Source organism: Sphingomonas flavalba (assembly GCF_047553045.1).
GTDB classification, from domain to species: Bacteria; Pseudomonadota; Alphaproteobacteria; order Sphingomonadales; family Sphingomonadaceae; genus Sphingomonas_L; species Sphingomonas_L flavalba_A.
This window is the reverse complement of the sequence record NZ_CP180208.1, coordinates 622722-638298: the sequence shown is the minus strand read 5'-3', so window position 1 is coordinate 638298 and position 15577 is coordinate 622722. Positions and strand designations below refer to the sequence as shown.

The following is a 15577-nucleotide window of genomic DNA, read 5'->3' as shown; positions in this document are numbered from 1 at the left end:
CTTCGACAACGCGCACATGCCCCGTTCGCAGGGTTTTTCGCGCGGGTTGATGGTACAGTGGGGGCCTGCCCCCGAGTCGAACGTAACGGGAACGATAGCGGGGGTCGAACGTGGATTTCAGGGATACACAGGAAAGCGCGCACGACGTGGAAGCAATCGCGATTGAAACCCAGCAGTCCGGCGACGCCGGCAGCGGCTCGGCCAGGATTCTGCCGCGCGCCTTCCCGATCGCCGTCGACACAGGCCGCGACGCGCTGCTGACCGATTTCGGCAAGGAAACGCTGAAGGACCGCTACCTGCTGCCGGGCGAAAGCTATCAGGATCTGTTCGCGCGCGTCGCCTCGGCCTATGCCGACAATGCCGACCACGCCCAGCGGCTCTACGACTATATCTCGAAGCTGTGGTTCATGCCGGCGACGCCGGTGCTGTCCAACGGCGGCACCGGGCGCGGCCTGCCGATCTCCTGCTACCTGAATTCGGTGCCAGACAGCCTCGACGGCATCGTCGCCACCTGGAACGAGAATGTCTGGCTGGCGTCGCGCGGCGGCGGCATCGGCACCTATTGGGGCAATGTCCGCGGCATCGGCGAACCGGTCGGCCTCAATGGCAAGACCAGCGGCATCATCCCGTTCGTCCGCGTCATGGATTCGCTGACGCTGGCGATCTCGCAGGGGTCGCTGCGCCGCGGCTCGGCCGCCTGCTACCTCGACATCTCCCACCCGGAGATCGAGGAGTTCCTGGAAATCCGCAAGGCGAGCGGCGACTTCAACCGCAAGGCGCTGAACCTGCACCACGGCGTGCTGATCACCGATGCGTTCATGCAGGCGGTGCGCGACGGCGCCGAATGGGCGCTGACCAGCCCGAAGGACGGGTCGGAGCGCGTCCGCGTCGACGCCCGCTCGCTGTTCCAGAAGCTGGTCGAGACCCGGCTGGCGACCGGCGAACCCTATATCGTGTTCATCGACAAGGTGAACGCGACGATGCCGAAGCACCATCGCGAACTGGGGCTGAAGGTATCGACCTCCAACCTGTGCTCGGAAATCACCCTGCCGACCGGCACCGACCATCTCGGCAAGGACCGCACCGCCGTCTGCTGCCTGTCGTCGCTGAACCTGGAGACGTGGGACGCGTGGAGCGCCGACAAGCGCTTCATCGAGGACGTGATGCGCTTCCTCGACAATGTCCTGCAGGACTATATCGATCGCGCCGAGCCGGGCATGGAGCGCGCCGCCTATTCGGCAATGCGCGAGCGTTCGGTCGGCCTTGGCACCATGGGCTTCCACAGCTTCCTGCAGGCGCGCGGCCTGCCGTTCGAAGGGGCGATGGCCAAGTCCTGGAACCTGAAGATCTTCAAGCATGTCAGCGCCCAGGCCAACGAAGCGTCGATGCACCTGGCGGTGGAGCGCGGGCCGTGCCCGGACGCGGCCGACCGCGGGGTGATGGAGCGGTTCTCGTGCAAGACGGCGATCGCGCCGACCGCGTCGATCTCGATCATCTGCGGTGGCACCAGCGCCTGCATCGAGCCGATCCCGGCCAACATCTACACCCACAAGACGCTGTCCGGCAGCTTCTCGATCCGCAACCCCTATCTGGAAGCGTTGCTGACCGAGAAGTCGAAGAACAGCGAAGCGGTGTGGAACTCGATCCTCGAACAGGGCGGCTCCGTCCAGCATCTCGATTTCCTGAGCCAGGAAGAAAAGGACGTGTTCAAGACCAGCTTCGAGATCGACCAGCGCTGGCTGCTCGAACTGGCGGCGGACCGCACGCCTTACATCGACCAGTCGGCGTCGCTGAACCTGTTCATCCCCGCCGACGTCGAGAAGTGGGATCTGCTGATGCTCCACTACCGCGCGTGGGAACTGGGCATCAAATCGCTCTACTATCTACGCTCGAAATCGGTGCAGCGCGCCGGTTTCGCCGGCGGGGTCGAAGCCGACAATACACCCGACCTGAAACAGATCGAGCTGCAGTCGACCGACTATGATGAGTGTTTGGCGTGCCAATGACCGGCGTCACTGGCGGCACCGGGCACCCCGCCGGCGCGCGGGACCGCTCAGTCGCCTTCTTCCTCGAAGCTGACGGCAACGGCGGCGTTGGCGGACAGGCGGACGGTACCGTCCTCGATATCGGCGACAAGGCCGCCGGGGATATAGGGGTGGTGCCCCTTGTGGCTGCCCTCGCCGCTGTCCCGGCGGGTCAGCTTAATGCGGTTGCCTTCGACATGGTCGACGGTGCCGACGTGGACGCCGTCGGCGCCGATGACTTCGGCATGTTCCTTGATGCGGGAAAGATCGGCCATCGCTGGTCTCCTGTTGGGGGTGTTGCAGGGGTTGAACGCATGACGGCGCGGTTGGCCGCATGCGTCCCCAGGGTTGCTTACGCTTGAGTGAAGCGGCGCGGGAAACGCGCCGGATTCTGCTGTTTTCTGAAAGGTCGCACGATGTCTCTTCTCGAAGCCCGCAAGGTCTACAAGCCGTTCGAATATCCGTGGGCCTATGACTATTGGAAGCGCCAGCAGCAGATCCACTGGATGGTGGAGGAAGTGCCGCTGGGCGAGGATTGCCGCGACTGGGCGCAGAAGCTGACCGATCACGAGCGCAATCTGCTGACCCAGATCTTCCGCTTCTTCACCCAGGCCGATGTCGAGGTGCAGGATTGCTACCACGACAAATACGGCCGGGTGTTCAAGCCGACCGAGATCAAGATGATGCTGACCGCCTTCTCCAACATGGAGACGGTGCACATCGCCGCCTACTCCCACCTGCTCGACACGATCGGCATGCCGGAGAGCGAATACAGCATGTTCCTTCAGTACAAGGAGATGAAGGACAAGCACGATTACCTCGCCACCTTCGGCGTCGACACCGACGAGGATATCGCCCGCACCCTGGCGATGTTCGGCGGCTTCACCGAGGGGCTGCAACTGTTCGCCAGCTTCGCGATGCTGATGAACTTCCCGCGCTTCAACAAGATGAAGGGCATGGGCCAGATCATCTCGTGGAGCGTGCGCGACGAAAGCCTGCACTGCGAGGGGATCATCCGCCTGTTCCACGCCTTCGTGAAGGAGCGTGACTGCTACACCCGGCAGGTGAAGGAAGACATTCTCGACGTCTGCCAGAAAGCGGTGCGGCTGGAGGATGCGTTCATCGACCTGGCGTTCGAGCAGGGCCCCGTGCCCGGCATGACCGCCAAGGAGATCAAGAAGTATATCCGCTACATCGCCGACTGGCGGCTCGGCCAGCTCGGCCTGAAACCGGTCTACATGGTAGAGGATCACCCGCTGCCCTGGCTGGCGCCGCTGCTCAACGGGGTGGAACACGCCAACTTCTTCGAAACCCGCGCCACCGAATATTCGAAGGCGGCGACGCGCGGTAACTGGAACGAAGTCTGGGACAGCTTCGACCGCCGCAAATCCGCCGTCGCCAACGACGCCAGCAGCGAAGAAGCCACCGGCGAAGACATGTTCTCGAAAGCGGGGATCGCGGCGGAGTGAAATGAAAATCGCATCACTTTCAGCAAAGAATTTCCGATCATTAGAGGATTTTTCTGTAGATTTCAGCGATAATTTTACCGCAATATCTGGCAAAAATGACTCAGGGAAATCTAATATCTTTGAAGCGATTAAACTTTTAATCGGTTCAAATAGATACGAGATGTACAGCCCGGTAACGATCGATTTTGATAATGATTATCCAAAATGGAAAGATCCGAAATCTGGAGACGACTCTATAAGCGTAAGCGGTCGCTTCACGTTAGAGGATCAGGATTCTGCTATTAAAAACTTTATCCAGCGTCAGCTAAGCTTGGATAGTAATAAGATAAATGAGTTCTCGTTAGAAGTTTCGGTCAGTCGGGGACGCTCCCAGCACCAGGTTAAAGTTTCAGCGTTAGGCAAAATCGTTGAAGGCGAACCCGCTCAGGAGGTGTGGGGAAGGCTAAGATCAGAGGCCTCACTAGTATTCCATAACTCGACCACCGACGGTTTGAGACTCAGCTACGGCGGAGGTCATGGACAGTTCTCAGAGATATCTCAGTCCGTTACTAGCATTATGGCTCAGATAAGAACTGATATAGCGAAAAAGCTGAAGAAAACGATGGCTTCCAGCCAAAACGAATTACAGGGGCTTCTAGGGCGATTATCGGACAAATGGAAAGTGTCTTTGGATCTTCCTGAATTCGACGCATCTGTACCATTTAATTTGGTTCTTGGTGATAACGCGGTTTCTGTACCCCTTAACAGCTGGGGCAGCGGAACAAAAAATAGGGCAATGATAATTTTGGCCTTGTTAAGGGCTGCCCAATTCCGGAAAATTGAAAACGAGACTGGGCGGCTCATTCCGGTAGTCGTCATAGAAGAGCCCGAAAGTTTTCTTCATCCATCGGCGCAAGCGGAATTCGGTTCTCTGCTCATAGACCTAGCGGCCGAGCTTGATATACAAGTTATAGTATCCACCCATAGCGTGTATTTGCTAAATACTGCTGCGCCTGAGTCGAACATTTTAGTTTGCAGGAGAAGATTTAGAAACCAGTCTCGTGAGAGCTACATTGAGATAGCAAGTCCCGAACAGTGGATGAAGCCGTTTAGTGTAGCTCTTGGATTATCCTCAGAAAGCCTTGCGCCATGGCGCTCTATTCTCGAAGTTAGAGGAAAGAAAATTATTCTTGTCGAGGGCGAAACAGACAAAAGATATTTGACTTTACTTCAGAGACCGGAGCATGGCTCTAAATCTATTGATCGGGATTGGATTATTATATCTTACAACGGGTTCGGCAACATAACGAATCAATCTGCACTTCGCGTGATGCTGGAACTTGCCGGCAAAGCGGTGATAACCGTAGATTTCGATGCACTTAGCAAAGTGGAAGGAACATTTAAAAGTTTAGAACTAAAAAAAGGCAAAGACTACCTTCCCGTAGGTATAGATAAGAGTGGGAAGCGTGCTATAGAAGGGCTGTTACCGGACTCCATTAGACAGAAAGTCCTCGCTAACAATCCTAATTTGTTTGAAGGACTGCTTGATCGCACTACGAGCGATAAAGGTATTAGGAGTAGAATAAAATCAGCTTATCTTGAAGAATTTGAAAAACATTCTAAACCCGGCCCCGACTTTGACGGATTCTATAAATTAGGCGAAAGTCTAAAAAGAGCATTTTCTTAGTATGCCCTCCTCGACTTCGTCCAATCACCCGCACCAACTCCGCCGCGCGCCCTCCCACTCACGCGCCAACCCTTCGGCGACCAACACCGAACCCAATGACTCCCCGTCCCGGCTGACGATGCGGAGCTTGCGGCCGTAGCGGTCGGTTTCGCGATCGGCGGCATCAAGACTGACCGGCCCGGCGTTCAGCAGCGCATGGAGCCGCCGCGTCGCCCGTGCGCCAAGCTCCGCCTCGCGCGGGCACCGGCTCGGGTGGGTTTCCGGGGCGTCGATGTCGGCAACGCGGATCTTTTCGCCGTCCATCCAGAACGTGTCGCCATCGACGACGCAATTCACCCCGCCGCCCGTATGGCAGAAGCCGAAACGGCGCGCGCCGCCGACAGGACGCGCCGCGACGGGCTTTGCCCGCGCTGTCGACGCCGATGGCGATGCCACTGCCTTGGGCGCGGGCATATGCCCGCTACCCCGGTCCGTCGGCGCAGGCGCCACATCGACCACCGCGGCGACCGGCGCTCCGCCTGCCCCAGCCCCGCTATCCGCCGGTTGTCCACCAAACCCGCCGCCAAAATGGACATAGCCGAGGCCGAGCAGCACGCCGCCCACCGTCATCATCAGCAGATCGCGCACCCCGGCGCGGCGCCGGGCGCGGGTGCGGCGGCGCCGGGCCATGTCCCAGTCGCGATCCGGCCGGCCGCGTCGCGTTCGTCCCCCAGCCTGCTTATCCGGCCACCATTGCTGCCCCACCGCACGCTACTCCACCGCTGCACCGGGCAGAGCCTAACCGCATCGCTGCCAATACCCGATTAACAATTCGAACGATTTCGGTTCTTCGTTGCCACGATCTGAAACCGATATGGCACATAATACCTAATCGTCCGAACCAGCGGTCACCACCGCTTCCACCCCGCCGCATCTGCCCCTAGTCTGCCGCCGGAGACGGATTCGGGGAAAGGCGCTGGCATGGACAGCTACAGGCAGCATTATATCGACGGCGCCTGGGTCGACAGCTTCGGCGGCACCCCGCACCGGGTCATCAACCCGGCGACCGAAGCACCGTGCACCGAAATAACGCTGGCCAGCACCGCCGACGTCGACCGCGCCGTCGCCGCCGCCGCTCGCGCCTTCCCCGCTTTCGCCCGGACCAGCGTTGCCGACCGGCTGGCGCTGCTCGAACGGATCGGCGCCGCCTACAAAGCGCGCATCCCCGATCTCGCACGGGCGATGGCGACCGAAATGGGCGCGCCGATCAGCTTCGCCGCCGCCGCGCAGGCCCCGTCCGGCCTGGCCCATTTCAGCGCGACGCGCCGCGCCCTCGCCGATTTCGCGTTCGAGGAAACCGTCGGCAACGCCCGCGTCGTCCACGAACCGATCGGCGTTGTCGCGATGATCACGCCGTGGAACTGGCCGCTGAACCAGATCGCGGCCAAGGTCGCCCCCGCGCTCGCCGCCGGCAATACGATGGTGCTGAAACCGTCGGAGGAGGCGCCCGCCTGCGCCGCGATCTTCGCGGAAATCCTGCACGAAGCCGGCGTGCCCGCCGGGGTGTTCAACCTGGTGCAGGGTGACGGGCCGACCGCCGGCGCCGCCCTCTCCGCCCACCCCGACGTCGCAATGGTCAGCTTCACCGGCTCAACCCGCGCCGGCATTGCTGTCGCCGCCGCCGCCGCGCCCACGGTCAAGCGCGTCCATCAGGAACTGGGCGGCAAGGCGCCCAATCTGGTGCTGGAGGGCGCCGATCTCGCCGCCGTTCTGCCGCTGACCGTGCAGGGCGTGCTCGCCAATTCCGGGCAGAGCTGCATCGCGCCGACCCGCATCCTCGTCCACCGTTCGCAGGCCGAGGAGGCCGCAGCGGTCATCGCCCGGCTGATGGCGGCAACGGCGGCCGGCGATCCGCTGACCGAGGGCAAGCATATCGGCCCGGTGGTCAACAAGGCGCAATACGACAAGATCCAGGCGCTGATCGCCAGCGCGATGGAACTGGGCGCGACCCTGGTCACCGGCGGCCCCGGCCGGCCGGCCGGCATCGCCAGCGGTTATTACGTCCGGCCGACCCTGTTCACCGGCGTCACCCCCGACATGCGGATCGCGCAGGACGAAATCTTCGGCCCCGTCGCCACGCTGACCAGCTATGACAGCGAGGAAGAGGCGATCGAGCTGGCCAACGCCACCGTCTACGGCCTGTCGGCCACGCTGTCCGGCGACCCCGATCGCGCCGCCGCCATCGCCCCGCGCCTGCGCGCCGGGCTGGTGACGATCAACGGCTGGGGCCCGGACATCAACGCCCCGTTCGGTGGCTACAAGCGGTCCGGCAACGGCCGCGAAAATGGCCGCTTCGGCCTCGCCGAGTTCATGGAAACCAAGACCATCCTCGGCGCTCCGCAGCGCTGACCGGACGCGGGGCGCTCTCTCCGCCCCACCCACCACATCCTGTAACCGCGTTCCCCCTCCCTTTCCCCGTATTCGAGGATCAGGCCATGATTTCGCAGAGTTTGAAACTGGGTTGTGCCGCCTTCGCGCTGATGCTTGGCGGCGCGGCGCTCCACGCGCAGCAGGTGCCCGCCGCCGCAGAGACCACGGCCAAAAGCCCCCAGCGCGGCCGCTGGGTACCGGCACCGCCCCGCACCAGCAAGGAAAGCGCCGGCCCGTTCCGCAAGATGGTCATCCGCGGCGCAACGCTGATCGACGGCACCGGCGGCCCGCCGATGGGGCCGATGGACATCGTTGTCGAAGGCAACCGGATCACCTCCGTCACCCAGGCGGGCTGGCCCGGTCTGCCGCTTGCCGGCAACCGCCAGCCGACCGATGCGGATTATGAAATCGACGCCACCGGCATGTATGTGATGCCCGGCTTTGTCGACGCCCACGCCCACGCGGCCGGCACCGACAAGGCACCGAGCATGAGCTACAACTACAAGCTGTGGCTGGCGCATGGCGTCACCACCGTTCGTGGTGTGTCGCTCGCCGGGCCCGATGTCGCGTCGAGCGAGAAGAACCGCTCCGCCGCCAACGAAATCGCGGCGCCGCGCATCTTCAACTACCAGACGCTCGGCGCCGGCTGGAGCGGCGGCACCGTCGATTCCGTCGCCAAGGCCCGCGCCTGGGTGCAGTGGGCGGCGAAGAACAACATCGACGGGATCAAGTTCTTCAACCGTGGCGCCGAAACGCCGGAGATCATCACCGCCGCGATCGACGAGGCGCACAAGAACAATATGGGCACCGTCGCCCACCTGTCGCAGAACGGCGTCGCCAATTTCAACGCGCGGCAGGCCGCCGCCGCCGGGCTGGATACCATCACCCATTTCTACGGCCATTTCGAATCGCTGCTGAAAGACACGACGATCCAGAAATTCCGCAGCGATTATAATTACAACAACGAACAGGACCGGTTCAGCAGCGTCGCCGAACTATGGCACCAGGCCTACGGCCCCGGAACCGACCAGTGGAAGGCCTATCTGGAAACCCAGAAGGAAAGCGGCGTCAATTTCGACCCGACCTTCAACATCTACGCTGCGTCGCGCGACCTGATGCGCGCCCGCAACGCCGACTGGCACGAAAAATACACGACGCCGCAACTGTGGAACTATTTCCAGTCGACCCGCGACAATCACGGCTCCTATTTCTTCGACTGGACGACGGATATCGAGATCGAGTGGAAGAATTTCTACAAATACTTCATGTCGCTGGTGAATGATTACAAGAATATCGGCGGCAGCGTGACGATCGGCACCGATTCCGGTTTCATCTGGAAAGTCTATGGCTTCGCCTATGTCGAAGAAATGGAGCTGATGCGTGAAGCCGGCTTCACCCCGCTGGAGGTTATCCGCACCGCGACGAAGAACGGCGCCGAGGTGTTGTGGGCGCCGAAAAAGGTGGCGCCGCCGGTCGGCGTCGTCCGCGCCGGCATGCTCGCCGATCTGGTGATCGTGCCGGAAAACCCGCTGGCCAACTTCAAGACGCTCTACGGCACCGGCCATCTGCGGCTGAACCCGCAGACCAACAAGCAGGAACGGGTCGGCGGCGTCCGCTACACGGTCAAGGACGGCATCGTCTACGACGCGCACGTGTTGATGGCCGAGGTCGCCGAAATGGTCGCCGCGGAAAAACAGCGGCTCGGTCTGCCGGAACGCCCGGTCCAGCCGTAACCCGCGGATCGACCGGCGCCGCCCCACATGCGGGGGCGGCGCCGCACCGCTCAATAATCCTTCGACACGCGAATATTGGCGCTGGTCCGGCCCATCGTCGAAATGCTCGACAGCAGCGACAGCCAGCGGGTGATCTGGAATTCGGCGCGCGTCGCCGAATAACCCTGCCCGTCGGTGATCACCTCGACATAGATCCGCCGCGTCACATATTTACCGGCGGCGATCGACGTGCCCTGGCTCTGGGTCGGGTCGGCGGCAATGATCCGCAGCCGGTCCAGCCCCGCCGCCCGCCGCACCGCGTTGATCGGGTCCAGCCCGCCGTCGCTCTGCAACCCGGCAACCGCGGCGGCGAGCTGCAACGCCTCCGGCGCCGACAGGTTGGTGATCGACGTACCGAACAGCAGCCGGGACAACAGCTCATCCTCCGGCAACGCCGGGTTGCTGGTAAAGGCGATCTCCGGTTTCAGGCCGGTACCGGTCACCCGGATCGTCGCGTTCAGCCCCTGCAGGGTGGCGGTTGCCGAAATGTCGAGCACCGGGTCGGGCGGGTTCGAACCGGTAAAGCGGATGACGCCGCGATCCAGGTCGAAACTGCGCCCGGCGAACTCGTAATTCCCGCGCAGCAGGTCGGCGCGGCCGACGATGATCGGCGCGTCGATCGCACCGCTGACCTCCAGCGTCGCCCGCCATTCGCTGTCCAGGCCAAGGCCGGTCACCACCATCCGGTTGCGCGCATCGGCCTTTAACGCCAGCCGCCAGGGCGCCGCTGGCGCCACCGCCTCCGGCTCGTCATCGGACCGGTTGATCTCGGTCACCTTCAGGCGCGGCACCGCCGTCGCGGCTTCCGCCCGGCCCAGCCGGTATCGGCTGCGGTTCAACGTCACCTCGCCGCCAATCACCCCGCCGTCGCCGTTCGAACGGAACGTCAGCGGCCCGGTAACCGTCGCGCCCAGATCGTCGCGGTTGAGCAGTGTCGCGTTCTGCGCATCGACCTTCAGGTCGATCGCCAGCCCCCGGTCGGACAGGTCGAACACGCCGCTGCCGCTGACCGTGCCGTCACCCGCATTGGCGGTCAGCGAATCAAGCAACAGGCGCGATCCGCTGAACCGGCCGCTGGCTTTCAGGTTGGTCAGCACCGTGCCGCTGACCGCGCTTTGCAACCGGGCATTGTCGGTGCGGATCGACCCGCGGATCAGCGGATTGGTCAGTGTGCCGTTAATGTCGGCGGCAATCGCGGCGGGGCCGGAAATGTCGAACAGTTCGGTACCGGTCAGCCGCCACAGCGTATCCGCCGGCCCGTCATAGCGGATCTGGGCGAACAACGGCGCGGCGTATATCCGGTCGACGAACGCCCCCTCGCCCAGCGGGGCCAGCCGCGCCTGCGCACGGCCAATGATCTTGCCGCCGCTGGCGACGACAGCGCGCGCGGCCGCGCTCGCCCCGGTCAGCGCCCCCTTCACCGCCACGTCGATCGGTTGCGACGACAGCACCAGCCCGGACCGGCTCAGCCCGCGCACGACCAGGTCGACCTGGCCGGATGGCGCGCCATCGGTCGGCGCGGTGTAGACGACGCGGCCGCTGGCGGCGCCACCCAGCCCCATGCCGGGCGACACCAGGTCGATGATCGACAGCGGCATTTTTTCCAGCGTTGCGTCGACGGCGTTGGCGCCCTCGCCGAACCGGCCGGACACGCGCGCCTTGCCGCCGTTGAAACTGAGCGCGGTCGGCGCCAGCCGCCACGCCCCGCCCTCGCGGGTCAGCACCGCGGCGCTATCCAGTTTCAGCCGCTGGCGCTCGATGGTGCCGCCACCGGTGATCGCGATGCGCTCCGGCGCGATCTGCGCGGTGCCTTGCAGCGCGAACGCCTTGCCCCGCCGCCCGGCGGCACTGACGACAACGGTCCCGCTGCCGCCTTTCATCTCGACATCAGCCGACAGCCGGCCAACGGTCAGCCCGCCGCGTCGCACCCCGCGCGCCGTCACCCGCGCGTCGACACCCAGCCCGGCCGGGTCGAGCAGCACCGAACCATTGATCGACAACCGCCGGATCGTCGTCTGCGGCGGCCCGGCGAAGCGCGCATCGCGGGCGGTCAGCGCGGCGGTGATCCGCTGCACCGCCCCCGCCCGGTCGAACCGCAGCGTGCCGCTGACTCCCCCGCCGGTAAAGGTCAACTGGCCGTCGAACCCGCCCGGCATCGATACCAGCGTACCGGTCGCGGTGGTGCCGGACACGGTCAGCGGCGCGACAGTAATCCGCGTCGGCGCGTTCGGCGGCATCAGGATCGCGCCGGCGGCGGTGAACGGCCCCAGCGCCGACCCGCCCGACGCCTGATAGGCAAAGCCCTCGGCGTTGGGGTCAAGCTGGACCGTCACGTCCTTCAGCCCCAGCGCCGGCATCGGCCGGGCCAGCACCAGCGACAGCTTCGGCCGGTCGATCTGGCCGTCCAACACCAGCTTGACCGGACCATAACTCGCCTGCGTGCCGCTGCCCTCGAAATGGAAACTGCCGTCGAGACGGCGATACCCATTGCCGGTAATCGTCAGCGCCGGCGAGACGATCCGCAGCCCGGTGAAGCGGATGATCCCGTCGGGCGTTCGTTCCAGCCGGGTATCGATGCGCGGCAACCCGCCGGTCAGGCTGGCAAGGAAGGCATTGTCCAGCCGTCGTACCCACGCCTGCCCGCGCCCGGCGACGCGGGCGCCGCTGCCGTTGCCCCCCGGCGCCACGGTCAGGTTGCTGGCCACGTCGACAATGCCGAGGCCGGGGATCAGATATCGGTTGAGCCGCCCCTGCAACCCGACCTCGTAGCGCCCGCTGGCAAGGTCGACGAACAGGCTGATCGTCCCGTTCAGCTTGTCCGACCGCAGCTTCATCGCATCGCTGACCGCCGTCTTGTCGCTGACGCGCAACGCCCCTTCGATGCTCAGATTGGCAAGGATGCCGCCGGCGACGTCACCAACCCCGGTGACCCGCGCCGCCTTGACGCGGATCGGCACGACCACCGGCAGCTCCGACAGCCGCCCCTGCCCGGATACCTGAACCAGATCGAAACCGGTGGTATCGAACGCGACGTGTGGCGACGCGAGCATATACTGGAAAGCGGCCGTGCTGAACGGCCCGTCGAGCAGCAGCCGCGCCCGCACGTCACGCCCGCTCATCCCCGGCACCAGCGCGCCCGGCTGCAACAGGTCGGCGCTCAGCTTCATCGCGTCGAACCGGCTGCGCCCCAGATCGACGACGCCGACGGCACTGAACGCCAGCGCGGCGGACCGCAGCGACAGGTCGGTGTCCAGCCGCCGGTCGGCAAGGCGGAATTGGCCGTCGATCGCCAGTTGCGGCGCCGCCAGCCGCGCGCCCGCCCCGGCGGCAATGCCCTTCAGATCGGCGGTACCGGCCAGCGTGTAATGGCCGTCCTTGGCGCCAAGATCGAGGAGCAACGCCTGCCGATCGGCGGCGATCAGCCGCGCGGTTCCCTTCCAGCCCCGCCAGCGCCCGTCACCGGCGATGCGCAGTTCCAGCGGCTTGGCGGTGCCGATCATCCCGCCGATCACCCCGCCCGCCGCCGACCGTATATCGGCGCTCAGGTCGAACCGGTCGCCGTCCGGCTCGGCGTCAAGGGTCAGGAACGCGCGGTCGGTGGTCCCGGCGGTGGCGTTCAGCTTCACCATCGCCCGGCCGCTGCGCACGTCGGCGCTGCCGCTCAGCGTCGCGACCCGCGTCTCCTTCGCTCCGGTCAGCGCCGGGGCAAGCCGCAGCCGGTCGATCGCCAGCTTGCCGATATGGATGTCGAAACCCGGCAGGATCGGGCCGCCTCCGCCCGGCCGCAGTTCCGGCGCCTTGCGGAGCGTCGCGGTCCTGGCGGTCACGCTGTGGATCTCCAGCCGGTTCGACAGCCAGGCCAGCGGCCGCCAGTCGAGTGCGATCTCCGGCGCGTCGAAAATCACGCCCTTCGGGTCGGAAATCCTCACGTCGCGCAATCGCGCGCGGTTGTAGATCGACCCGTCGATCCGCCCGATATGAAACCGCAGGCCGGTCTTGGTCTCGATCCGGCCGATCCGGTCGGTCAGCAGCCGGTGGCCGGGGCCGGTGTCGATCAGCCACATTGCAACAGCAAGCGCGACGAGAAGCGCCGTCGGCACCGCGACCAGCCAGACCGGCCAGCGCCACCAACGGCGCGGCGGCTGCGCGGCGGCCGCTTCGTCCCGGTCGGCCGCGTCGGTCAAAACGCCTGCCCCAGAGAGACGTAGACGGCGATCCGCGCGTCGCCCGGCTGGCGGTTCAACGGTGTGCCGACATCGATGCGGATCGGGCCGAAATTGGTGTAGTAGCGCAGGCCGACGCCGGCACCGTAGCGCATGCCTTTGAATGTCGGGTATTCGCTGCGGTAGATATTGCCGGCGTCGATGAACGGCACCACCCCGAACGCTCCGCCGAACGCGCTCAGCCTCACCCGCGCCTCCAGCGAGAACTCGGCGAGGCTGCGCCCGCCCACAGGATCGTTATTGGCATCGCGCGGACCGATCCGCTGGTAGCCGTAACCGCGCACCGAACCGCCACCGCCGGCATAGTAACGCCGCGATGGGGCGATGCGGTCTGCCGGCGCGCCGGCAATCGTGCCAATCCGCACCCGCCCGGCCAGCACGATCCGCTCGCTGACCGGCTGGTAGAAACTGCCGTCCACCTGCGCGCGGGCATAACCGAACGTCCCGGCCTGCAACGACAATTCCGGCGACAGCCGGCCGGACAGGCGGAACCCCCTGGTCGGGTTCAGCAGGTCGTCCGACCCGTCATAGGACAGGCTGCCTGGCAATGCCGCGATGAAGAAGGTGCGGCGGCGCGGCGTGCCGGTGGTGCCGATCGTGTCGCGCTCGTCGGACAGCAGCAGATCGGTGCCAATCGACCAGGCCCATTTCTTCTGGAAGATGATATTGGTCTCGCGCTCGATACCGGCGGCGATGTTCAGGCTTTTCGCGTCATAGGCGGCACGGTCGACATGACTGGCCACCGCCTGCGCGGTGATCACATGGTCGCGCCGCCAGACATTGCTCTGGCGCAGCAGCGCACCCAGCGACTGTTCCTGCGTACCGGCGACGCCGCGAAAGGTCACCGCCCCTTCCGGCTTGACCAGATTGCGGTGCTGCCAGCTCGCCTCCACCCGCGCGCCCTCGCCGGTGCCGTAACCGATCTGGCCGGCGATCGTGCGCGGCGGCGCGCGTTCCAGCCGGACGGCGACGTCGACGGTGTCCGGCGTCGCCCCCGGCACCGGCTCGATCTTCACCGTCGATACCAGCCCGGTCTGGATCAGCGCGCGGCGCAGATCCTCCAGTCGGCTCGCCTCGAATGTCTCGCCCGGCTCGAAACGGGCAATGACCTGGATGTGGCGCGCGCTGAAGATGCTGTCGTCCGGCACGATGATCCGGCCGAAGCTGCGCGCGCCGCCGGTTTCGACGTTCAGCGCCAGCGTCGCGGTGTGGGTGTCGTGGTCGATGACCACCTCCGGCTCCGGCACCTCGGCGAACGGAAAGCCGACCTCGCCGATCCTGGTTTTCAGCGCCTGCTGGCCGGCGATCACCTTGTCGGCATCGACCGGGTCGTCGCGTGTCACGCCGAACGCCTCGCGCAACGCCGCCTCGCGCTCACCGGTCGCGGCAAGCCCGTCCACCGTCACCTCGGCGAAAGTGTACCGGCTGCCCGGCTCGGCATCGAGGGTCACGACCAGCCCGCCGCCGTCCCGCTGCGGTCGCACGCGCGTGTCGACGCTGGCGTCGTAGTACCCCTCGGCGCGCAGCAGGTCGACGAGCAGCGTCGCGTCCTCGCGCGCCCGCCGGTCGAGCTGGGCGACGTTCGCCGCCTTCTTGCGATTGGCATGGAGCACCGACAGCGCGTCGAAGCGGTCGCGGACCCGGTCGGCGTCGATCCCGTCCAGCCCCTCCAGCGCGATATCGTAGCGGAATTCGCCATTGGCCGCGGTCTGCGCCGTCGTCGTTTCGGCTTCGGCCGGTTCCGGCGTCAGGTCCGGCCAGTCGACACCGATGTCGCTGAGCGGCGCCAGCGGCGACTGCGGATCGACCGTATCGGTCGCGGGCGGTTCCGGCACCGGGCTGGCCGCGGGCGCCTGTGTTTCTGTCCGTGGAGCGGGCGCGACCGCCTGCGCCAACGCAGGCGATGCCGGGAGCAAGCCGGCGATCGCGGCGATTCCGCAAAGACGGTGCCGCACCATACACAACCGCATACGAACCGCTTAGCCGGTCTTGGCCGCTGCCGCCAGTGCCGAAA

At 65.0% G+C, this 15577-nt stretch carries 9 protein-coding genes; 5 read left to right on the top strand and 4 right to left on the bottom strand.

Annotation, left to right across the window (positions count from 1 at the left end):
• Positions 1–110 precede the first annotated feature (110 nt).
• Positions 111–2006, top strand: coding sequence for a ribonucleoside-diphosphate reductase subunit alpha (locus tag ACMT1E_RS03030; protein WP_414902189.1), 1896 nt, complete (start codon positions 111–113; stop codon positions 2004–2006).
• A gap of 47 nt (positions 2007–2053) precedes the next feature.
• Here ACMT1E_RS03030 and ACMT1E_RS03025 read toward each other — a convergent pair whose 3' ends face one another.
• Positions 2054–2299 (bottom strand): DUF2171 domain-containing protein, encoded by a 246-nt coding sequence (locus ACMT1E_RS03025; RefSeq protein WP_414902188.1) that lies wholly within the window; start codon positions 2297–2299, stop codon positions 2054–2056.
• A gap of 141 nt (positions 2300–2440) precedes the next feature.
• On the opposite strand from ACMT1E_RS03025, the gene ACMT1E_RS03020 reads away from it, so the two are divergent.
• Together ACMT1E_RS03020 and ACMT1E_RS03015 are read left to right on the top strand one after the other, a co-directional pair.
• Positions 2441–3493 (top strand): ribonucleotide-diphosphate reductase subunit beta, encoded by a 1053-nt coding sequence (locus ACMT1E_RS03020; protein WP_414902187.1) that lies wholly within the window; start codon positions 2441–2443, stop codon positions 3491–3493.
• Position 3494: 1 nt separating this feature from the next.
• Entirely contained in the window at positions 3495–5159 is a 1665-nt protein-coding gene (locus ACMT1E_RS03015; protein ID WP_414902186.1) for an ATP-dependent nuclease, read from the top strand.
• Positions 5160–5183: 24 nt separating this feature from the next.
• On the opposite strand, the gene ACMT1E_RS03010 is transcribed toward ACMT1E_RS03015, so the two are convergent.
• The gene (locus ACMT1E_RS03010) at positions 5184–5828 is read right to left on the bottom strand and encodes a thermonuclease family protein (RefSeq protein ID WP_414902184.1); all 645 of its coding nucleotides are present in this window, start codon (positions 5826–5828) and stop codon (positions 5184–5186) included.
• A gap of 291 nt (positions 5829–6119) precedes the next feature.
• Here ACMT1E_RS03010 and ACMT1E_RS03005 point away from each other — a divergent pair, with 291 nt between their 5' ends.
• On the top strand, positions 6120–7547 hold the full coding sequence (locus tag ACMT1E_RS03005; protein ID WP_414902182.1) for an aldehyde dehydrogenase family protein: 1428 nt from the start codon (positions 6120–6122) through the stop codon (positions 7545–7547).
• An 86-nt stretch (positions 7548–7633) separates the two neighbouring features.
• A complete protein-coding gene (locus ACMT1E_RS03000; RefSeq protein ID WP_414902181.1) occupies positions 7634–9301 on the top strand; it encodes an amidohydrolase family protein in 1668 nt (555 codons plus the stop codon).
• Between the two features lie 50 nt (positions 9302–9351).
• Here the strand turns inward: ACMT1E_RS03000 and ACMT1E_RS02995 are convergent, their stop codons facing one another.
• Together ACMT1E_RS02995 and ACMT1E_RS02990 are read right to left on the bottom strand one after the other, a co-directional pair.
• Positions 9352–13524, bottom strand: a complete 4173-nt coding sequence (locus tag ACMT1E_RS02995; protein ID WP_414902179.1) for a translocation/assembly module TamB domain-containing protein — start codon at positions 13522–13524, stop codon at positions 9352–9354.
• A complete protein-coding gene (locus ACMT1E_RS02990; protein WP_414902178.1) occupies positions 13521–15521 on the bottom strand; it encodes a BamA/TamA family outer membrane protein in 2001 nt (666 codons plus the stop codon). The genes ACMT1E_RS02995 and ACMT1E_RS02990 overlap by 4 nt, the downstream gene beginning before the upstream one ends.
• Positions 15522–15577: the final 56 nt, after the last annotated feature.